Origin of the sequence: Neotamlana sargassicola (assembly GCF_020523965.1) — a bacterium.
Classification (GTDB): domain Bacteria; phylum Bacteroidota; class Bacteroidia; order Flavobacteriales; family Flavobacteriaceae; genus Neotamlana; species Neotamlana sargassicola.
The window spans coordinates 983561-1007597 of the sequence record NZ_JAJAPX010000001.1 but is presented as its reverse complement, the minus strand read 5'-3'; the positions used below and the strand labels follow the sequence as shown (position 1 = coordinate 1007597).

General features: G+C 33.3%; 20 protein-coding genes and 1 tRNA gene. 14 read left to right on the top strand and 7 right to left on the bottom strand.

Features of this window, described 5'->3' with window-relative positions; genetic code table 11:
- Positions 1-155: 155 nt before the first annotated feature.
- Positions 156-920, bottom strand: a complete 765-nt coding sequence (locus LG651_RS04425) for an XRE family transcriptional regulator (protein WP_226694937.1) — start codon at positions 918-920, stop codon at positions 156-158.
- Positions 921-1000: 80 nt separating this feature from the next.
- Here LG651_RS04425 and LG651_RS04420 point away from each other — a divergent pair, with 80 nt between their 5' ends.
- The 3 genes from LG651_RS04420 to LG651_RS04410 are packed head-to-tail and all read left to right on the top strand — an operon-like array spanning position 1001 to position 5829.
- The gene (locus tag LG651_RS04420) at positions 1001-4039 is read left to right on the top strand and encodes a DNA polymerase III subunit alpha (protein ID WP_226694936.1); all 3039 of its coding nucleotides are present in this window, start codon (positions 1001-1003) and stop codon (positions 4037-4039) included.
- Between the two features lie 13 nt (positions 4040-4052).
- Positions 4053-5270 carry a DNA polymerase IV gene (dinB, locus tag LG651_RS04415; protein ID WP_226694935.1) on the top strand — a complete coding sequence of 406 codons (1218 nt, stop codon included), beginning with the start codon at positions 4053-4055 and terminating at the stop codon, positions 5268-5270.
- Between the two features lie 16 nt (positions 5271-5286).
- The gene (locus LG651_RS04410) at positions 5287-5829 is read left to right on the top strand and encodes a hypothetical protein (protein WP_226694934.1); all 543 of its coding nucleotides are present in this window, start codon (positions 5287-5289) and stop codon (positions 5827-5829) included.
- Here LG651_RS04410 and LG651_RS04405 read toward each other — a convergent pair.
- Both LG651_RS04405 and LG651_RS04400 read right to left on the bottom strand, forming a co-directional pair.
- Complete coding sequence (locus tag LG651_RS04405) at positions 5826-6272, bottom strand: DUF3157 family protein (protein ID WP_226694933.1); 447 nt, start codon at positions 6270-6272, stop codon at positions 5826-5828. The genes LG651_RS04410 and LG651_RS04405 overlap by 4 nt on opposite strands.
- 47 nt (positions 6273-6319) lie before the next feature.
- Complete coding sequence (locus LG651_RS04400) at positions 6320-7816, bottom strand: aminotransferase-like domain-containing protein (RefSeq protein ID WP_226694932.1); 1497 nt, start codon at positions 7814-7816, stop codon at positions 6320-6322.
- A gap of 71 nt (positions 7817-7887) precedes the next feature.
- Between LG651_RS04400 and LG651_RS04395 the strand changes: the two genes are divergently transcribed.
- The 4 genes from LG651_RS04395 to LG651_RS04380 all read left to right on the top strand — a co-directional run bounded on the left by LG651_RS04395 (position 7888) and on the right by LG651_RS04380 (position 12421).
- Positions 7888-9714 carry a TonB-dependent receptor plug domain-containing protein gene (locus LG651_RS04395; protein WP_226694931.1) on the top strand — a complete coding sequence of 609 codons (1827 nt, stop codon included), beginning with the start codon at positions 7888-7890 and terminating at the stop codon, positions 9712-9714.
- Between the two features lie 14 nt (positions 9715-9728).
- The gene (gene bioB / locus LG651_RS04390; RefSeq protein ID WP_226694930.1) at positions 9729-10823 is read left to right on the top strand and encodes a biotin synthase BioB; all 1095 of its coding nucleotides are present in this window, start codon (positions 9729-9731) and stop codon (positions 10821-10823) included.
- A 159-nt stretch (positions 10824-10982) separates the two neighbouring features.
- A complete protein-coding gene (locus LG651_RS04385) occupies positions 10983-11849 on the top strand; it encodes a cupin-like domain-containing protein (protein ID WP_226694929.1) in 867 nt (288 codons plus the stop codon).
- A gap of 56 nt (positions 11850-11905) precedes the next feature.
- Positions 11906-12421, top strand: a complete 516-nt coding sequence (locus LG651_RS04380) for a DUF6646 family protein (protein WP_226694928.1) — start codon at positions 11906-11908, stop codon at positions 12419-12421.
- A gap of 83 nt (positions 12422-12504) precedes the next feature.
- On the opposite strand, the gene LG651_RS04375 is transcribed toward LG651_RS04380, so the two are convergent.
- Positions 12505-13164, bottom strand: coding sequence for a response regulator transcription factor (locus LG651_RS04375; protein WP_226694927.1), 660 nt, complete (start codon positions 13162-13164; stop codon positions 12505-12507).
- 1 nt (position 13165) lies between these two features.
- On the bottom strand, positions 13166-15100 hold the full coding sequence (locus tag LG651_RS04370; protein ID WP_226694926.1) for a tetratricopeptide repeat-containing sensor histidine kinase: 1935 nt from the start codon (positions 15098-15100) through the stop codon (positions 13166-13168).
- 306 nt (positions 15101-15406) lie between these two features.
- Here LG651_RS04370 and LG651_RS04365 point away from each other — a divergent pair, with 306 nt between their 5' ends.
- Together LG651_RS04365 and LG651_RS04360 are read left to right on the top strand one after the other, a co-directional pair.
- Positions 15407-15910, top strand: a complete 504-nt coding sequence (locus LG651_RS04365) for a hypothetical protein (protein ID WP_226694925.1) — start codon at positions 15407-15409, stop codon at positions 15908-15910.
- A gap of 62 nt (positions 15911-15972) precedes the next feature.
- On the top strand, positions 15973-17667 hold the full coding sequence (locus LG651_RS04360) for a hypothetical protein (protein ID WP_226694924.1): 1695 nt from the start codon (positions 15973-15975) through the stop codon (positions 17665-17667).
- Positions 17668-17840: 173 nt separating this feature from the next.
- Here LG651_RS04360 and fbp read toward each other — a convergent pair whose 3' ends face one another.
- Positions 17841-18845 carry a class 1 fructose-bisphosphatase gene (fbp, locus tag LG651_RS04355; protein WP_226694923.1) on the bottom strand — a complete coding sequence of 335 codons (1005 nt, stop codon included), beginning with the start codon at positions 18843-18845 and terminating at the stop codon, positions 17841-17843.
- A 117-nt stretch (positions 18846-18962) separates the two neighbouring features.
- On the opposite strand from fbp, the gene LG651_RS04350 reads away from it, so the two are divergent.
- Together LG651_RS04350 and LG651_RS04345 are read left to right on the top strand one after the other, a co-directional pair.
- A complete protein-coding gene (locus LG651_RS04350; RefSeq protein WP_226694922.1) occupies positions 18963-19442 on the top strand; it encodes a GNAT family N-acetyltransferase in 480 nt (159 codons plus the stop codon).
- 141 nt (positions 19443-19583) lie between these two features.
- The gene (locus tag LG651_RS04345; protein ID WP_226694921.1) at positions 19584-21413 is read left to right on the top strand and encodes a GNAT family N-acyltransferase; all 1830 of its coding nucleotides are present in this window, start codon (positions 19584-19586) and stop codon (positions 21411-21413) included.
- 39 nt (positions 21414-21452) lie between these two features.
- Here the strand turns inward: LG651_RS04345 and LG651_RS04340 are convergent.
- Positions 21453-21534, bottom strand: a tRNA-Leu gene (locus LG651_RS04340).
- A gap of 163 nt (positions 21535-21697) precedes the next feature.
- Here LG651_RS04340 and LG651_RS04335 point away from each other — a divergent pair.
- The 3 genes from LG651_RS04335 to pth all read left to right on the top strand — a co-directional run bounded on the left by LG651_RS04335 (position 21698) and on the right by pth (position 23998).
- Positions 21698-22639, top strand: coding sequence for a ribose-phosphate pyrophosphokinase (locus tag LG651_RS04335; RefSeq protein WP_226694920.1), 942 nt, complete (start codon positions 21698-21700; stop codon positions 22637-22639).
- 24 nt (positions 22640-22663) lie between these two features.
- Entirely contained in the window at positions 22664-23284 is a 621-nt protein-coding gene (locus tag LG651_RS04330) for a 50S ribosomal protein L25/general stress protein Ctc (RefSeq protein ID WP_226694919.1), read from the top strand.
- An 87-nt stretch (positions 23285-23371) separates the two neighbouring features.
- Positions 23372-23998 (top strand): aminoacyl-tRNA hydrolase, encoded by a 627-nt coding sequence (gene pth, locus LG651_RS04325; protein ID WP_226694918.1) that lies wholly within the window; start codon positions 23372-23374, stop codon positions 23996-23998.
- Positions 23999-24037 lie beyond the last annotated feature (39 nt).

Below are 24037 nucleotides of genomic sequence, written 5' to 3'. Positions count from 1 at the left end.
CGAAAACTAACTCGATTAATACACCAAGTTATTAATTATTAAACGTATAAATATGCCAATAAGTAAATACTAACAGTTATTTAATGGTTAGGAAACAAACCTATTACAAACACACACATTCGTTAATTTACAAGTAACATTACAAACTGTTTTATTTATTTTTTAATAGATTCCAACTCTACTTTTAGTTCTTGAAACATATTCATTATACTGCTTAACTTTAACTCGTCTTTATCGTACTCTTGAGTGTTAATACAGCAAGTAAACTCCCAAAGTTCTATAACATCTTCAGTTTTTACTTCGTAAGGTTGGTAAGCTTTGTTATCGGAATGCAGTTCTAAACTCCCTTTTTCTTTTATAGTATTGTAAACGCGCTTGTACACCAAACCATCATTTTTAGTTAAAACAATATAGGTTCGGCCGTTTTTTACATCATTTATATCGTCTAAAAATTTAGCGACTACAAATGAGCCGTTTTTTACAGGTAACATAGAATCGCCACTAATTGGAAATGCGCGATGTGTTCCAGTAGGTAAAAATGGTAATTTTATTTTTTGAAGTTGCTCTATGTACTCAGGGTCGGCATAACCCTGTAAATAACCCGCCGAGGCTTTTGCTGGTACAATTTCTATTAAATCTTCGTTGGCTTCATTTACGGTAATAGGAAACAATACACGTTTATTCCCTACTTCTATAAACGAGGTGTCTTTAGCGGCACGCAAATCGTTTTTTACTAAAATATCTATAGGAATATCGAAATAATTTGAAAGCTCTATTAACCGATGTATTGGTGGTTCCGAGCGCCCTTCTTCGTACGAACCAACCATGGAACGCGTCCATTTTAATTCTTCGGCAAAACGCTCTTGCGAAAACTTTTTAAGCCCACGAAGGTGCTTTATGTTAAACTGAATATGTGTCATCTTAAAAAATAAACTTTAACATTATTTGCTACAAATATAAGCAACAAAAACTACATATAGTAGCTAATTTTGTTAATCCTATGTATTTAAATTGTCATTCATATTACAGCTTACGTTACGGCACCATTGCGCCGAAGCAATTATTGGCAATAGCTTCTGCCAATGGTGTTAATACATTGGCTTTAACCGATATTAATAATACTTCGGCAAGTTTAGACTTTGTTCGCCTTTCGGAAAAATACAACATTAAACCTGTGCTTGGTGTCGATTTTAGAAACGGTGCACAACAGCAATTTGTATTGTTAGCAAAAAACAACAATGGTTTTAAAAACATAAATAGCTACCTCTCTACGTTTTTGCACGACGACACCTTAAAAATTCCTGAAACCGCACCAGAGTTAAACGACACTTTTGTTATTTATCCTTATAAAAACGGTGTAAATTACAATTTAAGGCATAACGAATTTTTAGGCATAAAGCCTCAAGACCTCAACGCACTTAAATTCTCGAAATGGAATAAATTACAACACAAACTAGTTATTTTAAAAACGGTGTCTTTTCAAAATAAAAAAGGCTTTAACATGCATCGTTTATTACGCGCTATTGATAACAATACATTGTTGAGCAAACTCTCGAAAAACGAAGAAGGCCAACCCAACGATACCATGTTGCCTTATAACGAATTGTGCGATACTTATAACGAATTCCCACAGCTTATAAAAAACACCAAGTCGGTTTTAGAAGGTTGCCAAATTGAATTCGATTTTTCGCAAGAAACACCAAACAATCAAAAATCGTATACTAAAACTGAAGCATCCGATTTCGAGTTACTAAAAAAACTCACTTACGAAGGCTTGCCTTATCGCTATAAAACACCTAACAACATTATTCATGAACGTATAAAAAAAGAGCTTAATATTATAAAAGAGAAAGGTTTTGTATCGTACTTTCTTATTAACTGGCGCATTTTAGAATATGCTCGTAGCAAAGGGTATTACCACGTTGGCCGTGGTAGTGGTGCCAATAGTATTGTAGCTTATTTACTTAAAATTACCGATGTAGATCCTGTAGAACTCGACTTGTATTTCGAACGTTTTATAAATTTATATCGTAAAAATCCACCCGATTTCGATATTGATTTCTCATGGACCGATCGCGACGATGTTACCAATTTTATATTTAAAACCTTTAAAAATACCGCGCTATTAACCGTTTACAACACTTTTAAGTTTAAAGCTGCCGTACGCGAATTAGGTAAAGTTTTTGGCTTACCTAAAACCGAAATAGATAAACTTACACGTGGCAAATACCAACTACAAAACCTAGATAAACTCTCGCAATTGGTTATAAAATATAGCGAATACATTCAAGGCTTTCCCAACTATTTAGGTATTCATGCTAGCGGTATTATTATCTCAGAAAAGCCTATACATTACTACACCGCCACCTTTTTACCACCAAAAGGCTACGCTACTACGCATTTCGATATGGTTGTAGCCGAAGATATTGGCTTGTATAAATTCGACATTTTAAGTCAGCGTGGTTTAGGAAAAATTAAAGACGCTGTAGAAATAGTTACATACAATCACCCAGAACAAGTACCTATAGACATTCATGACATTAAACGTTTTAAACAAGACGAGCGCATTAAATATTTACTAAAAAATGCCAAGGCTATTGGTTGTTTTTATGTAGAATCTCCCGCCATGCGCATGCTGCTAAAAAAACTGCAAGTCGATAATTATTTGGGCTTAGTAGCTGCGAGTTCTATAATTCGTCCTGGAGTAGCAAAATCTGGTATGATGCGCGAGTATATTTTACGCTACCGCTACCCCGAGCGCATTAAAAAAGCACATCCTGTTTTGCTTAAAATAATGCCCGAAACTTACGGCGTTATGGTTTACCAAGAGGATGTAATTAAAGTAGCCCATATTTATGGCGGATTAACTTTAGGTGAAGCTGATAAATTACGACGTGGTATGTCGGGAAAATTTAGGTCTCGCGAAGAGTTTTTACAAGTTAAACAACTGTTTTTTAATAACTGCAAACAAAAAGGTGAAGCCGAAGCTACCACACAAGATATTTGGCGCCAAATAGAAAGTTTTGCAGGTTATGCCTTTGCCAAAGGACACTCGGCTTCGTATGCTGTAGAAAGCTACCAAAGTTTATTTTTAAAAGCTTATTTCCCATTAGAATACATGGTAGCAACTATTAATAATTTTGGCGGATTTTATAATACCGAATTGTATGTACACGAAGCCAGAATGCATCAAGGTATTATTGAAGCACCTTGTATAAACCAAAGCTTTAACCAAACCATAATTAAAGGGAAAACTATTGTTTTAGGGTTTATGTTTTTACATGCTTTAGAGCAAAAAACCATTAGCAAAATTCTTAGCGACCGTCAAAAAAATGGAATTTTTAAAAGTTTAGATCATTTTATTGAGCGTGTACCCATTTCTATTGAGCAAATTTCAATATTAATAAAAATTAATGCTTTTAGATTTACAGGAATAAACAAGCGGGAATTACTCTGGGAAGCACACCTAAAAATAAGCAAAACAGTTATTAAAGACCATGTTATAACACTTTTTAAAACCCAACGCATCAATTACAAAACACCTCAATTATCTAGTTCGGGTTTGGAAAATGCTTTCGATGAAATGGAACTTCTTGGTTTTCCGTTATGCAACCCATTTCATTTACTACAAAACCCAACAAACAACCCTTTACGAGCCACACATTTAATAACGCTTGAAAATAAAACAATAACTATTGAAGGCTATTTGGTTACCGTAAAAAACACCCGAACAGCCAATGGTAAAACCATGCATTTTGGTACGTTTTTAGACTACGATGGTAATTTTATCGATACGGTTCACTTTCCGCCAATAGCATCAAAATACCCGTTTCGAGGCAAAGGTATTTACAGTATTACTGGAAAAATTATAGTAGAATTCGACTGTGTAACTATTGAGGTTTCGGCTATGGAACGTTCGGCTATTATTGAAGATCCGCGTTACGCTGTAAACTCGGTAAACAAAACGTTTCAGAATAAAAAAAGCTTTGCAACCCATAAGGCGAATCAGCTATCGCCAATGTCTCCAAAATCTATATAATTTTTGTGTTTTTATGAGTTTTCAGCGTTCTATAGTTCATATGGATTTAGACACCTTTTTTGTGTCCTGCGAGCGATTGTTAGACAGTCGTTTAAACAATAAACCCGTGCTTATTGGCGGCACTTCCGATAGAGGTGTTGTAGCTTCATGCAGTTACGAAGCTCGGCGTTTTGGCATACATTCGGCAATGCCCATGCGCTTAGCAAAACAATTGTGTCCCGAAGCCATAATTTTAAGAGGAAACTCTGGAATTTACACCAAGTTTTCGCAAAATGTTACCGAAGTCATTAAAGACACTGTACCGCTATACGAAAAAACATCAATCGATGAGTTTTATATAGATTTAACCGGAATGGATAAGTTTTTTGGCTGCCATAAACTGGCTACCGAATTACGCCAACGTATTATTAAAGAAACCGGTTTACCTATTTCGTTTGGTTTATCTATTAACAAAACCGTATCGAAAATAGCAACTGGCGAAGCTAAACCAAATAACGAAATACGCATTATTTCGGGTACCGAAAAACCTTTTTTAGCACCACTTTCGGTTAAAAAAATACCAATGGTGGGCAATGTTACTTACAAAGCTTTGTGCGACTTAGGTGTAAAACGCATAAAAACGGTGCAAGATATGCCTATGGAACTCATGCATCGTGTACTTGGTAAAAACGGATTAAGTATTTGGAAAAAAGCCAACGGAATAGATAATAGCCCTGTAATACAATATCACGAACGTAAATCTATTTCAACAGAACGCACTTTTAATAAAGACACTACCGATGTTGCTAAACTAAAAGGTATTATTGTAGCTATGGCCGAAAATTTAGCCTATCAATTACGGCGTGGTAATAAATTAACGGCTTGTATCACGTTTAAAATTCGTTATTCCGATTTTCAAACCTATACACAACAACAACGCATTCCGTACAGCGCTATGGATCACACCATAATTCCTGTGGTTTTAGATTTGTATAATAAACTTTATAACCGACGATTACTCGTTAGGCTTATTGGTGTAAAATTTAGCCATTTAGTTGAAGGCGGATACCAAATTAATTTATTTGAAGACAACGAAAAACAACTGCGTTTAATTGAAGCTATAGATAAAATGCGTGTACGTTATGGCGATAGAGCTGTAATAAATGCCGCTGGAATGGATGCCAAAAGTATAAGCCGTTGGAATCCGTTTAACGGCGAACCACCACCACTTTTAGCCAACAGACGCCAGTAATGTTTATATTTACAACATGCACACCGTAGAGTTTACCATTAGAGAACCTAAACGACATTGGCTCATTAAAGTTTTTGTTGCTGCTGCATTTTCGGGTTTCTTTACCTATTTAATTCATTTTTTTACAACGTCAGAATACAACACAGCACAAACATGGACATTAATCACCTATTTTATCTGGTTTTTTGGTGTGTTGTTTGTCGTTCTTATTCCTTTAATTGCACAACACTACATTCATTTAAATTTTACAAAACTAAAAATTAAACACAGCTATTCTATCGGCATCCTTACTTACAACGAAAGCTGGCAAGATTTGAAAAACTTAGAATACATCTCGGTGTTTAAAACACAAAATGGTTATGAAATAAATATGTGGTTTAATAAAAACGATATACTTAACCTTGCCGCTCTAGAAGATGCTGATGAGGCCATTAACCAAGGTTTATTCTTTTCAGAAAAATTAAATATTGATTTACTCGACGCCAGAAAACGAGGCTATCATAAATGGGTTGATAAAACAGCATCAAAAAAAACTAATGCAATCGTTTACAAAAACTAAAAAACTTCTATTTTCTTAGCAACACTATGGCCTATACGCTTATAAGTCACTTTTTCACCATTGGCGCAAAACTTATAAGTTCCTGTTTTTTTATTTTCTTTTACAGCGAGTAGTACTATGTCTTCAGGGTTACACTCAAAATCTTTAGCTACTTTTTGTTTAATATGTTTTATAGTTGCACGCCCTTTTTTTAATTGATTTTGAACTTTTTTATCTAATTCTGGTTCAATAAAATTTGACTGAACATGACAGGCATTTTCATTGCTTTTTATAGGTTTAACTTCGGGAATTTGGTCTCTAGGTACATCTAAATCGATGTATTCCCAAGTAAAATCGGCTTTAAGTAATACACGACGGCCATCTTCGGTTTTAACAATGTAATTGTTTTGAGAAAATGCAGTTAGGGAAATAAAAAATAGAAAAATACAAACTAAAGACTTCATAAAATTAAAATATGGTTTCGTTCAAAAATACAATTTATTTTTCTTTGCTATTTGTTCATTAGTTTATCATATGATTGTTTTAAGAGCTTCACTACAATTTCAATCTCATCTTCATTTAAATGCCCAAAACCAAAACGAATCGCGCAGTTGTTTTTATCTTGATATAAAATAGTTTTAGGCAAAAGTAAATCATGCTCATGAGCCACTTTAGCCAATTTAATTAATGAAACTTTAGTTTTAAATTGCAACCAAATTGCTAATCCGCCGCTAGGTATATTGTACGTTACAATATCTTTTAAGTGCAATTTCAATTGTTTGCATAACGCATCGCGACGCTGTTTATAAGTTACTACATTCTTTTTTAGGAGTCTGTAAATTTCGCCTTCGTAAATTAATTCCGAAAGCATTTGTTCCTGTATTAAATCGCCTTGTTGGTCAAGTAACTGCAAATAGTTTTTTGCTTCAGAAATTAAATTTTCCGGAGCAACTACAAAACCTGATTGAAAACTAGGAAATAGCGATTGCCCCATTTTTCCTAAATAAATTATCATACCATTGGCATCGGCACTTGCCATAGGTAACATAGCAGAACCGCTGAACTGAAAATCGTAATCATAATCGTCCTCAATAATGGCGAAACCATAAGTTTTTGCTAATTGCAGTAATTGTAAACGCCTTTCGGTACTTAAAGAAACGGTGGTTGGGTAATCGCGATTAGCACAAATGTAAACGCAGCGAATGCGGTTTTTAATAAAATGCGTTTTTATATATTCAATATCCAGTCCGTTTTCATCAACAGGAATAGTTATTATCGTGGCACCGGCTTGCTGAAAAATCATGTTTGCTGCATAGTTACTTAATTGTCCAACCAAAACAATATCGTTGGGTTTTAAAAGTAATTGCGAAACAATGTACAAACTCATTTCGGTGCTTCGTGTACTTACAATATTGCTCGGCTTAATATGAAACCCTCGTGTAGTATTTAAAAAATTACATAATTGAGTTTTAAATAAGGTGTTTTTTGCTTTATTTGATTTGTTCCATTTATTAACCAAAGTATTCCGTTTCATTGCGGCGCTATACCATCGCGAAAATTGATGCACTGGGTGTAAACGTAAATCGGGTTTACCATCGTTAATACTATATTTAGCTTCGGAAGATTGCGTAGTTGGCGATAAATGAAACGATTTTTGAAAAGGAAACCCTGTTGATTCAGAATATTGATAAGCTTTATTAATTGATGCTGCTGAAGCTTTTATTTTTGAAGCATTCTCTTCTGGAAACAATACAAAAGTGCCTTTATTAGCTATAATTTCTACCCAACCTTGTGATGCTAATTCGTCGTAAATAGCAACAGCCGTATTTCTATGAACACCTAATAATTCACTTAAAACACGGGTACCAGGTAATTTATTTCCTTTCGATAAATACCCACGCTGTATGGCATTTATAATTTGCTGAGACACTTGTATATACACTGGTTGCGATAAACTTTTATCGAAACTTATAAGTTGTTTTAACAAATTTCTAACCGGACTACTCACTGTTTTAAAACTGGACTATTTTAATCGTCCGGAAAGTTACGATTTTTGCAGCATCAAATTAAAACAAACTAATGAAAACTAAATTTTCTCTCTTTACAATTATAATATTATCTATTATCAACATTGGTGCTCAAGAAGAAACCGTTAAAACCGATTCGTTGCAAGAAGTTGTTATTACTTCTACAAGAATTGATTTACCGTTTAAGGAAAACTCTCGAACTATAACGGTGGTTTCTTCTGAGGACATTAAAAAAAGTGCAGCAACAAATGTTGCCGATGTTTTACAACAATTTGCTGGTGTAGATATTCGTCGTCGTGGTACTTCTGGTAGTCAGGCCGATTTATACATTCGAGGTGGCGGGTTCGACCAAACACTTTTATTAATTGATGGCATAAAAATGGACGATGCGCAAACGGGCCATCACACCATGAACGCCGCTTTACCATTAGAAGTTATTGAGCGCATAGAAATAATTAAAGGTCCAGCAGCGCGTGTTTTTGGGCAAAATGCTTTTACTGGCGCTATAAATATTGTCACTAAAAAAAATGTAGCTAATAGTATTTCAGTAAAAGTTGAAACCGGTTCTTTTGGGCAGTTAAATGGAGGTGTTACTGCTGGAGTTAGCTTAAAAAATTCATCGCATATTGTACATATAGATAAGCTTTCATCGGAAGGCTATCGTTATAATTCCGATTACGATAATAGCAACTATTTTATTAAAAGTGTATTTAATAAAACAGGTCAAGCTATAGAAATGACAACCACTTTTCAAGAACGTAAGTTTGGAGCTAATGGGTTTTATGCTAGTGCAAGTGCCACAGAACAATACGAAGAAACACAAAATAGTTTACTAGCCTTTGCAACTACATTTACTAAAAATAATTTAACCATTACACCTCGAGTGTATTGGAAACGCAATCAAGATATGTATGTGTACCTGCGTAACGACCCAACGGTATACAGAAACTTACATATTACCAATAAAATTGGAGCCGAAGTTAATGCCTCATACCAATCTAATTTAGGAATTACTGGTTTTGGGGTAGATATGTCTCAAATTTACATTAGTAGTAATAACCTTGGTAATCGTGAGCGTTTCATGACTAACCTATTCTTAGAGCACCGTTTTAAATTATTTAATAATCTTGTAGATGTAACACCTGGTGTAGCCGTAACGTATTTCTCAGATTTCGATTTTTATGCCTTTCCTGGTATAGATGTTGGGGTAAAAATAACAGACGATTTAAAAGCTTACGGTAACATTGGTTACACCTATCGTGTTCCAACTTATACCGATTTATATTATAGCGATCCTGTAACACAAGGCAACGAAGATTTAGAGGTTGAAGAAGCACTAGCTCAAGAAATTGGTTTAAAATACTTTTCAGAAAAATTTAATGCTGCTGTAGCTGTTTACAATAGAGATGCTAAAAACTTAATTGATTATATAAGGCCATCTACAGACGTTACTATTTACACAGCAACTAATATTGCAGAAGTAAACACAAAAGGAATTGAGGTAGATTTAGGCTACAATTTTAACCTTGCAAATTACAAACAAACTATTGCCGTTGGTTATAATTATTTAGAAGATGATATTATAGACCAAAACGAAGCATTATCACGCTATTCGTTAAACACTTTAAAACATCATTTTACTACACGTTTAAGCACACAATTGTTTAAAAACGTAAGCCAGAATATTATTTACAAACACGCTGAACGTGCCACAGGCCAAAGTTATAATGTTTGGGATGCATCAGTAGCTATTAACTTAAAACAATTAGAATTCACTTTTACCGCTAATAATATTTTTGATGCCGATTATATTGAGGCCGGATTTGTACCAATGCCACCAAGCAACGTACTTTTTGGTTTACGATATAATTTTAATTAAAAAAACCAATTACCATGAGCAGCTTTAAACATAACTGGACAAAATCTGAGATTTTAGAAATTTATAACAAACCCTTAATGGATTTGTTGTTTGAGGCTGCTAAGGTACATCGAAAACACCACGACCCTAACACTGTACAAGTAAGTACTTTATTATCTATAAAAACCGGCGGTTGCCCCGAAGATTGTGGTTATTGCCCACAAGCGGCACGCTACCACACTAATGTAGAAGGTAACGATTTAATGAGTGTACAACAAGTTAAAGCTCAGGCATTACGCGCTAAAGCAAGTGGTAGTTCTCGGGTTTGTATGGGCGCTGCATGGCGTAATGTAAAAGACGGCAAAGAGTTTGATGATGTTTTAGAAATGGTAAGAACCATAAACAAACTAGATATGGAAGTTTGTTGTACTTTAGGTATGCTTACCGAAAACCAAGCACAACGTTTGGCAGAAGCGGGTTTATACGCTTATAATCATAATTTAGATTCTTCGGAGGAATATTATAAAGAAGTCATTTCTACCCGTGGTTTTGAAGACCGAATTAAAACTATTAATAACGTTAGAAAAACCAATGTTACCGTTTGTTCTGGAGGCATAATAGGTATGGGCGAGCGTATTGAAGATCGCGCAGGTATGCTTGTAGCCTTAGCTACTTTAAACCCGCAGCCAGAATCTGTACCAATTAATGCTTTAGTTGCTGTTGAAGGTACTCCTTTAGAAAATGAACAACCGGTTTCTATTTGGGATATGGTGCGTATGGTTGCTACAACACGAATTGTAATGCCAGAAACTCAAGTACGTTTAAGCGCAGGTAGAACCCAAATGAGCCAAGAAGGGCAAGCTATGTGCTTTTTTGCCGGTGCCAACTCTATTTTTGCTGGCGATAAATTACTTACCACACCAAACCCCGATGTTAATGAAGACATGAAAATGTTTGAACTTCTGGGGTTAAATCCGCAAAAGCCTTTCATTAAAAAAATGCAACCTAAAACAATTGAGGCTAAAGATTCTCACTTTAAAGATTTAGGTGAAAAACCCAAATGGACACGCCCTGAGCATAAAATACCGCGTAACGAAAATGCTAAAATCAAATCGAAAAACTTAAAATAACCACTTTCCTGCGTTAGGGATTGTAGCGGTTAGCTTTTGGCGAGGCGCGCATCGAGCCAAAACTATTAGTGTAAAGCCCGACCAAAGCTTTGGGAACGCCCAAATACTATTTTTACTTTAATAACGTTTTCTTAACTTTGCTCACTTAATTTTATAAAATTGTCGCTAAACCTACAAGGTATTCCTCGTGTAAAAACAATTACAAAACAGGAGTTTTTAAATCGTTATTTTAAACCGCAAAAACCTGTGGTTATTGAGCGTTTTATTGAAGATTGGCCCGCTTATAAAAAATGGAATTTAGAGTATATTAAATCTTTAGGAAGTAATATTACCGTTCCGCTTTACGATGACAGACCGGTAAATCATGAAGATGGGTTTAACGAACCACATGCTAAAATGAAACTTGCCGAGTATATTGATTTACTTAAGCGCGAACCTACTAAGTTTCGTATTTTTTTATGGAATGCCTTAAAGGAAATACCGCAATTACAAAAAGATTTTACCTTTCCCGATTTTGGTTTACGCCTAATGAAAAGCATACCTATGTTGTTTTTTGGCGGAAGAGATTCGTATACCTTTATGCATTACGATATTGATTTGGCAAACATTTTTCACTTTCATTTCGATGGGCAAAAAAAGTGCATACTTTTCGACCAAAACCAAAACGATTTTTTATACAAAATTCCGCATTCGTTAATAACGCGAGAAGACATAGATTTTAACAACCCAGATTTTAAAAAATGGCCTGCTTTAAAAAAAGCTAAAGGTTGGGTTTGCGAGCTAAACCACGGCGAAATATTATATATTCCTGAAGGGTATTGGCACTATATGCGTTATAAAACACCTGGTTTTTCTATGAGTTTACGCGCTATTGCACGAAACCCTAAAAACCTTAGCAAAGCCATTTACAACGTGTTTATAATGCGAAATTTAGATAATGTTATGCGCCGTTTAAAAGGGCAAAAATGGATAGATTGGAAAAATGAACAAGCCATAAAAAGAACCAACAAAATATTACGTAAGTAAATTTTTATACTTGAAAAAATACATATATTTGCGCAACAAATCTTTTTAAGAAACATATGAAAAATTTAATTTTATTATTAGCATTAACTAGTACTTTATTTATTAATGCACAAGCTTTTGAGGGCAAGGGTGATGCTAAATTTCAAGTAGGTTTAAATGCTCAAGAAAATGGTAGTGGTTTAAATTTAAGTTACGATTATGGTATTGGAGAAAACATCTCAATCGGGTTATCTTCTACTTACCTTTTAGGTGTAAATGAAGCGCTTTTAGATAATGATGGAAATGATGATTTAAATGCCGATTTTGGAGATCGCTTTGACTTAAAGGCTCGTTTTAACGCCAATTTAGGTAACGTTATTAATATTGATGATAATTTTGATTTATACCCTGGTTTAAGCCTTAGCTTGAAAAATTTAGGAGGCCATATTGGTGCGCGCTACTTTTTTACTGATGGCTTTGGGGTTTTTACTGAATTGAATGTTCCTTTAGCTAAATATGAAGAATCAGTTTACGCTCCTCAAGAATTAAACAACCAAGTTACAGTAAACATTGGAGCATCGTTTAACTTATAAAAAACGATTAATTAAAATATTATTTAAAAACATTTTTAACCAATTATAAAAAGCTAATAGTTTTTTGTAATTGGTTTTTTGTTTTAAAGCTTGTAACCAGTTTCGCGATTACCATTTTTGTATTGGCTGTATATAGAAACTAAGTGCGGCGTATTTCGTGCTTCCATTTTTTTTGTTAGGTTTTTTATATGAGTTTCTACAGTGCGACTACTAATGTTTAAACTGTGAGCAATTTCTTTTTGGGTAAGCCCTTGTGAAAGCAAGTTAATAACATCTTTTTCGCGTCGCGAAATATTAAGCCACTTCCCTATTTCTAGCATCGCTTTTATATTTTTATCGATGTATTTTTCGTTATTCATTATGGCTGTTAATGCGCCAAGGGTTTCTTCTATACCTAATTGTTTATCTAAATACCCATCGACATGTATTTGTTTAAAAAGTACTTCGTAATTATCTATTTTGGCTTCTTGGGTGAGGATTATTATCTTAATTTTTGGGTATAGGTTTTTTACTTTTTTAGCAATTATAAAACCATTGTAGTCGTCGGATTCAAAATTTAAATCTAAAATAAGTGTATTTACTGTTGCTGTTGCTAAAACTTTTAGCGCTTGCTCGTAATTATGCGCCACTTGAATACTGCTAACATAATCGGGATATTGCTCGAGTAGCGACACTAAACCTTGTGAAAATATTACCGAATCGTCTACAATTAAAATATCTGCTCTTTTAGTTTTTAAATTCATTTTAACCCGTTTTATCTATTGGAAAATAAATATGAACTCGTGTACCTGTTTCTATATTCGTTATTTTACATGTGCCTTCCAATATTTCGGCACGTTGCTTAATGTTTAGCAACCCAATACCTTCTTTATGGTCTTTGGTAATACCAACGCCATTATCTTCAAAAATAAAATGTAAATTGTGGGTGTTATCTAACCTATTTTTAATGGTTAATTTTGTTGCAACAGCATGTTTTTCAATATTATTTAAAACTTCTAAAAAAATACCATAAAAGTTATTTTGTAATGCTAAACTTTGCTTATTTAATAGTTCTGGAAACTTATTTTCAAGTTCGACAAACACCTTACTATAAAGCTGAAACTCGGTTAGTCTGGACGTGATAACATCGGTAAATTTTTGTTTTCCCATATACATTTCTAACGGGTATAATCGATGTGAAACCGTACGAATTTGATTGTTCATTTTTTTTAAATCGGTTGTAATTCCATCAATTTTTTCACTAATATTATCAGAACGTTTTAAAGCTAACACGCGTAAACGCAAACCATCAAAATTTGTTGTTATTATATCGTGTAAGTCTCTAGAAATACGCTTTTTAATGCTTTCTTGCCCGTTATAAATTGCTTCTAATTTTTCAATTTTTATTTTTTGATTTGTAGTTTTTTGTCTTTGTAGAAATAAATAATATAGTACAATTAACAATAACAGAATGACAACTAAAACTATAAGCGTTAAGTTTTTTTCCCTAATATTTTTCGTTTTTTCTTCGAGCAAAAATTGGTTTTCGTTATCCTTTAGCTTTAATTTTAATATTTGGTTTTCTTTTTTATTATAATCGAATTGAGCTTGAAGCTTTTGTGCTATTTGACTCATTTCTAAATTATATACTTCCTCGTATAACGTATTGTATTGTTTTAAGCTCTGTATGGCTTTTTGGTAATTTTTAGTTTTCTCGTAATAACTAGCTTCATTATTATAATAACCAAGCTGTAAATTTTTATCGGTAATTCTTGGTAATATTTCGCTCGCTTTTTTTAAATATTCGTTCGTGTTTTTTAAATCATTACGTTTTAAATACAAACTTGTAATTCCATTAAAACTATACATCAAGGAAATAGTATCTTTTAAATTCTTATTTAAATTAATGGCTTCTAGATAGTAGTTTTTAGAGGCATTAAAATCGTCTAAACCAAAATAAACACCTCCTAAATTATTTAAAAGTCCAGTGTACTGTGGCGCGGTTGGTTTAAATAATGTAAGCGCCTTTTTATAATTTATAATAGTTGAATCTGTCTCATTTAAACTACTATAAACATTACCAATATTTGTGTAACAAATAGCCTTTCCGAAGTTATTTTTTAATATTGAGTTAAGCTCCAAAGCTTCAAAATGATATTGCAACGATTGGTTATAATTTTTTAAATGATTTTGAACACTACCAATTACCGTACAAGCATCGGCCAATTTTTGTTTATTATTAATACTATCGAAACCTTTATATGCTTTAATAGAATAATTTAAAGCTTGCTCGTATAATTGTCTGTCTTTATACAAAATTCCTGCCCGTAAAAAAGCTTTATATGCCGCTTGATTTAGTTTAAATTTTTCATATAAAGAAATACTATTTTGCAAATAAAACAAAGCACTATCTTGTTGATTTTTAGCGCTTTTTATTAAAGAAATATTGTAAAGCAAATCGGCAGTGGTTATCGATAAACTATCCAAACGAATACCTTTTTTATAAAAATTTTCGGCCGTTACATAGTCGTGTTTTGTATGATAAATTACACCTGCTTTTTTACAAAGAATACTTGCTTGATCGAATAAATTACTATCTAAAGCAATAACTAATGCATTATTAAAGATTTTTAAAGCATCATCTTTATTTATTTTTTTTAAGCTATCACCTTGTTTAATTAACCCTTGGACTGTATCCAAATTTTGTTTGACCTTTTGGTTTTGACCAAATGACATTACAACATTTAATAAAATGAATAAAAGGTAAAGATGTGGATTCATTAAAAATACAATTGCTCTACCAAATTACAGAATATTCGATTAAAAACACCTGATAATCTGAAAAATACGGGAATTTACGTATTGCTATACATACACTATGGTAAGTATATTAGATGTATAAAAAATGACTCTTTTTTCCACGTTCTTTCCCCAAAACATCTAACCAAATACTTTTCGTGCTTATTAATTATGGTTTAGCTATTAACCAATAATTAAATAACAATCATGAAAAAATTAATTTTATTAACATTTACCGTATTTGCATTTACATTTTCTAACAAAACCAATGCCCAAATGCTTGAAGGAGGCTCTATTGGTGTTGGAGCGCAATTTAATACCTTGTTTTACGGTATTAGTGCTAAATACAACATTACCGATGTGCACAATGCACAATTTATTGTAGGTGGCGCCAATTACGGTTATTCTAGCGACTATAGTTCGTTCACAGCAACCGGTCGTTACTTGTATAACTTTCTATTTTTAGATGGTATAAACCTAAAAACATATGGTTTCGGACAATTAGGTTACTGGTCGGTTAAATTCGATTATAGCGGTAACAAGTACTCTTCGGTAGCTTTTGGTGTAGGTGGCGGAGGTGAATATTCGTTCGATGGCCTAGAGCAATTAGGTTTAAACGCCGAAGTTGGTTATGGAACTGGTGGTTCTTTCGGCTATTACAGCAGTTATCGTAAAGCCTTCGTTGGTATAGGCGTGCACTACTACTTTTAATTTTAAAAATAAATCTTTTTTTTCAAGCGCTAGTTTTACTACTAGCGCTTTAATTCTCACTTATGATAATTAAAAAACAAACCATCTCGTTTTTCATTTTATTTTGTTTTGGCTTACTAATAAAAACAGTAAATGCCCAAAATTTAAATAATTTGGTTGAAACACTAGCCACTTCTTTACAAACAGTTGAAGCCGCAAAACAAGAATACAGCCAAAGCTTAAAACTATTAGAAAACAATTATGTTAACTATAGCCTAACCGCTATAGATGCAAAAGGCAATACAGAAGAAGTTATTTACAATTTTAGCTTCGGCGATATTGATATAAATACCGTTAGATCGGTAACCAAAAAAGACGTAATTATTGTTCAATTACTTATAAATAGCAAGCAAAAATTGATTAAAGAAGTTTCAAATAATGGCGATAAAATAAGTTATACCGATAATCTAGCCTTTTTTGCAAAAAACATAGATAATGCTAGAGATTTAGTAGATGCCATAAAAAACATTATACCAACAAACGAAACTTTAGAAAAAAATAAACTGGCATTAACCAGTTATCAAGATCATATTAATTGGTTGGAAAAAAATGTGCAAGATGTAGATAATGTAAAAACTCAAATCATTCAAAAAATTGAAGGAAGCACAAAAAACGACGGCCATATTAAATTAAGTACCACAATTAATTCTAAAAGTAAAACGAAAGCTATTGATGCCGAGTTTAACTTAGCAACTTTAAACCCAAATAGTTTAATGTATAAAATTAGTGGTGAAGAATTTTTTATTCAAGCCTCAAACCGTAGAAACATAAAGGCTATAAAAGTTTTTCAAGATGGTGTTCAGCAAAGTTATACCAACGTTATTTACTTTTACTGCAACTCTATAGAAAACGCCAAGGACCTGTATAAAGTTCTCTCGCAAAGTATTCCGTTAGCCGAAAAGGCCTTGGAAGCATCAAAACCAAGCATAAATACTACAGCAAATGCAGTGAGCTATTTAAATAAAGTTATTGCAAATATTTCAAGTAACGAAACCTCGTACACTCAAAGTATTGAAGGCGATTGCGTTTCTAAAATTATTGTAAAAGAAACCAACCCTAAAGGATCAACAGATAATTTATACACCTTTAATTTTAGCGATATCAATACTGATAATATTGATTACGATTCTAGCAAAACACAGCTTTTTCTTGAGATAAACACACGTAAAAAAGCAAAATTTATCCGTCATTTAAAAAACGATGAATTACAAAACTACACCGATTCGTTTAAAATATATTTCGAAAATATTGAAGACGCCTTAACAGCAAAAGAAGCTTTGCAAACCATAACTAGAAATTGCGAAGATTACCAAGGCACGCCTAACGTTACATCGGTTTCATCTGGATTAGAGGCATTAAAAAAAGAAATTACTATTGTTAAAATTGGTGACGATAATTTCGATCAAACCTTCGAAATTGTTAGTACAAATCCTTATACCGTAAAATTAACCGAAGTGTTTTCTAACCTTAAAAAAAGTGTAGAAGGTATTTTTGAGTTTGGTTTAGCCGATATAAACCCGAAGAACATAAGTATTGCCACAGCAGGTAAATCGACTTTGGTGGAACTAAACACTAATCATTTAGAAAAAATTATAAAAACCTACGAAGATGGCAACATAAAAAGCTATTCCTATAAACTTGCTATACAAGCAACCGATATTGAAAATGCTCGAAATATTGCGGCATTATTAAAACAGACTATTGAACAATTAAAATAACAGCTATTAAGTAAAATTAAGTAATTATTTATTCTCTCAATAAAGATGACAACTTAAGCACACAATACTAAAAAACTAGGTTAGTCACTTAGTTAAAAATTGCTAGTTAATTTTTAGGGACTGAAAAAGCGGGCTTTTAGCCCGCTTTTCTTATTTAATTATATGAGTTTTTTTTAAGCGTTTTTCATAAACTCTTCAGCCTTTTCAACCATATTTTTACTTCCACAAATTAATGGCGCGCGCTGGTGAAGTTCGGTAGGTTCTAAATCTAAAATTCTTGTAAACCCGTCGCTTGCTTTACCATTAGCTTGTTCTGCTAAAAAAGCCATAGGGTTACATTCGTATAACAAACGTAACTTTCCTTTTGGGTTTTTAGAGGTTTCAGGATACATATAAATACCTCCTTTTATCATGTTTCTATGAAAATCGGACACCAAAGAACCAATATATCTAGACGTATATGGGCGATCGCCTTCCTCTTGTTGGCAATATTTAATATAATTTTTTACACCTTGCGGAAAATGCACGTAATTCCCTTCGTTTACTGAGTAAATCGATCCGTCTTCAGGAAATTGCATATCTGGATGCGACAAGTAAAACGACCCAATGGCAGGGTTTAAAGTAAATCCGTTTACACCGTCACCTGTTGTATAAACAAGCATTGTAGATGTACCATAAACAACATAACCAGCTGCCACTTGTTGGTTTCCTTTTTGTAAAAAATCTTCAAGTTGCACAGGCGTACCAATTGGTGTTACACGTCTGTAAATAGAAAAAATAGTTCCAACCGATACGTTTACATCAATATTCGACGAACCATCTAAAGGATCAATTAAAACCACGTATTTATTTTGGTGTTGTTCATCTTGACTATTAATTGTTATGTAGTCATCTTCTTCTTCACTCGCAATACCACAAACAATATTACGTTTAGTTAAGGTTTGAATAAATTTTTCGTTAGCATAAACATCTAGTTTTTGCTGATCTTCACCTTGAATATTTGTATCACCAGCAGCCCCAATTATATCCACCAATCCGGCTTTATTAACTTCGTGATTTACTACTTTTGCAGCCAGTCTTATGGAGTTTAGTAAACTGGACAATTCTCCAGAAGAATATTTAAAAGATGATTGATTTTCAATTATAAATTCTCCTAAAGTTTGTTTTTTTAAAGACATAAAATTTTATTTGCGTGTATACAAATTAACATCTTTTTTTAACAAACTACAACGTTTTCGCTTCGGATTAAGTAATTTTTTTACTTTAACTTATATTTGCTTTAATTTTTAAGAAATATGAATTATACAATAAGAAAATCTGTAAAATCCGATATGCCGCAAGTGCTCGATTTAATTAACGAACTTGCCATTTACGAAAAAGAACCCGATGCCGTTGAAGTTACTCTTAAAGATCTAGAAAACGATGGTTTTGGCGAAAATCCTGCGTTTTTATGCTTTGTTGCCGAAATTGATAATAAGGTTGAAGGTATTGCATTAATTTACAATCGTTATTCTACCTGGAAAGGTAAAATTATTCATTTAGAAGATTTAATTGTTAGCCAAAAAATGCGAGGTAAAGGTTTAGGTACTGCCCTTTTAAACCAAGTTGTAAAATACGGCCATAGCATTGGTGTAAAACGCATAAATTGGGAAGTACTCGATTGGAACGAACCTGCTATTAAATTTTACGAAAGTAAAGGCGCGAACGTAATGCGCGATTGGGATGTTGTGCAGCTAAGCGAAACAGGAATTAAAAATTATCTTTCTAAAATTTAATAATAAAACTAAGATAACTTTTAACTACTATTAAATTAAGAGTATTGTTAAATAAAACCATAAAAACGCATACTTTTAAATTATATACTCAACAAACCATTATAATAGTAACTAAATAGTTTATTTAGTACTTTTACAGTCATGAATAAGCCACAAGATACAGGATTGGTTACCGCCAAAGAAGTCGCGAAAGCAATACAACTCAACAAGTACGGTTTTATTGGTACTTTTATTGGTTGGTTATTAATGAAAGTTTTAAAAATTTCGAAACTAAATCGCGTTTATAACAATAACAAACACCTATCTGATCTTGATTTTTTAAATGCCATTTTAAACGATTTTCAAATAAAATTCGAAATTCCAGAAAAAGACTTAAAACGTTTACCAAAAGATGGCGCATACATAACCATATCAAACCATCCGCTGGGAGGAATTGATGGCATTTTATTATTAAAATTAATGCTTGAACAGCGCAGCGACTTTAAAATTATTGCCAATTTTTTACTGCACCGTATAGAGCCATTAAAGCCTTATATAATGCCTGTAAACCCTTTTGAAGACAGAAAAGATGCAAAATCTAGTCTTTCTGGTTTCAAAAACTCCATTTTACATTTAAAAGAAGGGCATCCGCTTGGTATTTTTCCAGCAGGAGAAGTATCAACCTATCGCGATGGCAAGCTAGTTGTAGACAAGCCTTGGGAAGAAGCCGCCATGAAACTGGTAAAAAAAGCCGAAGTGCCTGTGGTCCCTATTTACTTTCATGCCAAGAATAGCAAATTATTTTATAAGCTTTCAAAAATTAGCGATACGTTTAGAACCGCAAAACTACCATCAGAACTGTTAACCCAAAAACGCCGTGTAATTAAAGTAAGAATTGGTCGCCCTATTACAGTAGCAGACCAAAAAGAACACACCAGCCTAAAAGATTTTACCGAGTTTTTACGCCGTAAAACGTATTTACTATCCAATTCTTTTGAAGAAAAACCTAAAATTCTAGATAATATTTCCTCATCGCTAAAACCCCATAAAATACCTAAGCGTATTGTAACTCCCGTTGACGCACAACTTATGGAAACCGAAGTTAAAACCCTTTTTAAAAATGGTTTTAGGCTATTAAAAAGTAAAAATTACGAAGTGTTTTTAGCACCAGCTCAACATATTCCAAATATTTTACGAGAAATTGGGCGTTTACGCGAAATTACCTTTAGAGAAGTGGGCGAAGGCACTAATGAAGCTATAGATTTAGACACCTTCGATACCTATTACCACCATATGTTTTTATGGGATAGCGAACAAAAACTTATTGCAGGTGCCTACCGCATGGGGTTAGGCGATAAAATTTTCGAAAAATTTGGTATTAACGGCTTTTATCTACAAGATTTATTTCGTTTCGAGCCCGAACTTTATAAAATGATGAGCGAATCTATAGAAATGGGAAGAGCCTTCATTATTAAAGAATACCAACAAAAACCAATGCCTTTATTTTTACTTTGGAAAGGTATTGTACACACAACACTTCGCTACCCAGAACACAATTATTTAATTGGTGGTGTTAGCATTAGTAATCAGTTTTCAAACTTTTCAAAATCGTTAATGATTGAGTTTATGAAATCGCATTACTACGACCCTTACATTGCACAATACGTGCGCCCGAAAAAAGAATTTAAAGTAAAACTTAAAGATGCCGATAAAGACTTTGTTTTCGATGAAACCGAAGCCGATTTAAATAAATTCGATAAGTTTATTGATGAAATAGAACCAGGTGCATTACGCCTACCCGTACTCTTAAAAAAATACATAAAACAAAATGCCAAATTGGTCGCATTTAATGTAGACCCGCTATTTAACAACTCGGTTGATGGATTAATGTATATTAAAATTGCCGATTTACCCGAAAGCACCGTGCGCCCGGTAATGGAAGAATTTCAAGCCGAATTGGAACGCAAAATTCATGGTGAAAATAAGGTATAAAAAAAAGCAGATTAAATAAATTTTAATCTGCTTTTTTAGTACTCAAGGTGGGAATCGAACCCACACTTCCGAAGAAACTGGATTTTGAATCCAGCGCGTCTACCAATTCCGCCACTTGAGCGTTTTAACAACCAATTTGGTTATTAGTCTGCAAAAATAAATATAATTTTAATATTTAAGCCAAAATTAACCACTAAAAACTTTATAGGTTAAAATAAATGTATAAATTTGCACCTCGTTAAAAATAACGCAGTGTTTGCTCACTCTAAAACAACAAGTTAACTATGCCTATTGTTATTACCGAAGCCAAAATTTTTGCATGTAAGCAAAGTAAAGTCTTAGGCGAAAAAATAGCTAAGGCATTTGGTGCCAAACTAGGAAACGTCATTACATCAACTTATAGCGATGGTGAGTTTCAACCATCTTACGAGGAGTCAATTCGTGGCACACGTATTTTCATTATAGGTTCCACCAATCCAGGGCCAGAAAATTTAATGGAAATGTTGTTAATGATTGATGCTGCCAAACGCGCATCGGCAAGACATATTACAGCCGTTTTACCATATTTTGGTTGGGCTAGGCAAGATCGTAAAGACAAACCAAGAGTGCCAATTGCAGCAAAATTGGTTGCCAAAATGCTTGAAGCAGCAGGAGCAACACGAATTATAACAATGGATTTGCATGCAGACCAAATTCAAGGTTTTTTTGAAAAACCAGTCGATCATTTATTTGCATCTACTATTTTTCTACCTTATTTAGAAAGCTTAAATCTAGAAAATTTAACCATTGCTTCTCCAGATATGGGAGGTTCAAAAAGAGCATATTCATATGCAAAAGCCTTAAAAAGCGATGTGGTTATTTGTTATAAGCAACGCGCTAAAGCCAATGTTATTTCACACATGGAATTAATTGGTGATGTTACAGGAAAAAACGTGGTTTTAGTAGACGACATGGTCGATACAGCCGGTACCTTAACAAAAGCAGCCGATTTAATGATGGAACGTGGCGCATTAAGTGTTAGAGCAATTTGTACACATCCACTGTTATCGGGCGATGCTTACGAGAAACTAAACAACTCGAAATTAGAAGAGTTAATTGTAACCGATTCTATTCCAGTAAAACCTTTAAGCAATAAAGTTAGGGTTTTAAGCTGTGCAGAATTGTTTGCTGAAGTAATGGATAAGGTTCATAACAACCAATCCATTTCATCAAAATTTTTAATGTAATTTAATAATTAATATAAATAGAAAATGAAATCAATTACAATCAATGGATCTCAAAGAGAAAGCGTGGGCAAAAAAGCAACAAAAGCCTTACGTAATGCTGGTCAGGTTCCTTGCGTATTATACGGAGGAGATAAGCCAGTACATTTCTCTGCGGCAGAATTGGCTTTCTCTAAACTTGTATACACACCAAATGCGCATACAGTTGTGATTGAGCTAGACAATGGTACAACTTTAAACGCTGTACTTCAAGACATTCAATTTCACCCAGTAACAGACCGAATTTTACATGTTGACTTCTATCAGTTATTCGATGATAAAGAAATCGCTCTTGATATTCCAGTACAGTTAGTAGGTAACTCTCGTGGTGTTAAAAATGGTGGTGTTTTAAGAAGAAACTTAAGAAAACTTCGTATTAAAGCATTACCAGCTAACTTACCAGATTTTATCGAAATAGACATTACGCCTTTAAAAATTGGTGATAAAGTTTATGTTGGTTCGTTACCTGCAGAAGATTACACATTCTTACATTCTGATAACACTGTAGTTACACAAATTAAAACGTCTAGAACAGCTGTTGCTGATGATGACGAAGATGAAGATGAAGCTGAAGGTGGTGCAGAAGCAGAAGCTACGGCAGCAGAATAAGCATAGTCTTAAATTAAAACATAAAGCATTCCGAATCGAAATTATTAAGATTCGGAATGCTTTTTTATTTTTACAAAAATGTAATTTATGTTTCAATTTTTGTATAAGTTATTTGGAAATAAAAACGTTACAGACGAACAAAATCCTATGAAAAAGTTTTTAATTGTTGGTTTAGGAAATATTGGTGATAAATATGAAAACACAAGACACAATATTGGTTTTAAAGTATTAGATTTTTTTGCAAAACAAGAAAATTTAACCTTTGAAACTAAAAAATTAGGAGATGTCGCTTTGTATAAACTTAAAGGCAGAACATTTATATTTTTAAAACCTAATACGTTTATGAACTTAAGCGGAAAAGCAGTTTTGTATTGGCAAACTCAAGAAAAAATTCCGCTAGAAAATGTATTAGTTATAACAGATGATTTAAATTTACCTTTTGGAAGCATTCGCTTAAAAACTAAAGGAAGCGACGGCGGACATAACGGTTTAAAAGACATACAAGCTAAATTAAATACGACTAAATACAACCGTTTTAGGTTCGGTATTAGTGATGCTTTTAGCAAAGGTCGGCAGGTAGATTATGTTTTAGGTGAATGGACCAACGAAGAAGAAAACCAACTTCCAGAACGTTTAGAAAAATCGGTAGAACTTATTAAATCCTTTGTTTTAGCAGGTGTAAACAATACTATGAACACCTTTAATGGTAAATAAACGCTATAATATAATTCATAAAATCGGGTATGATTTCTT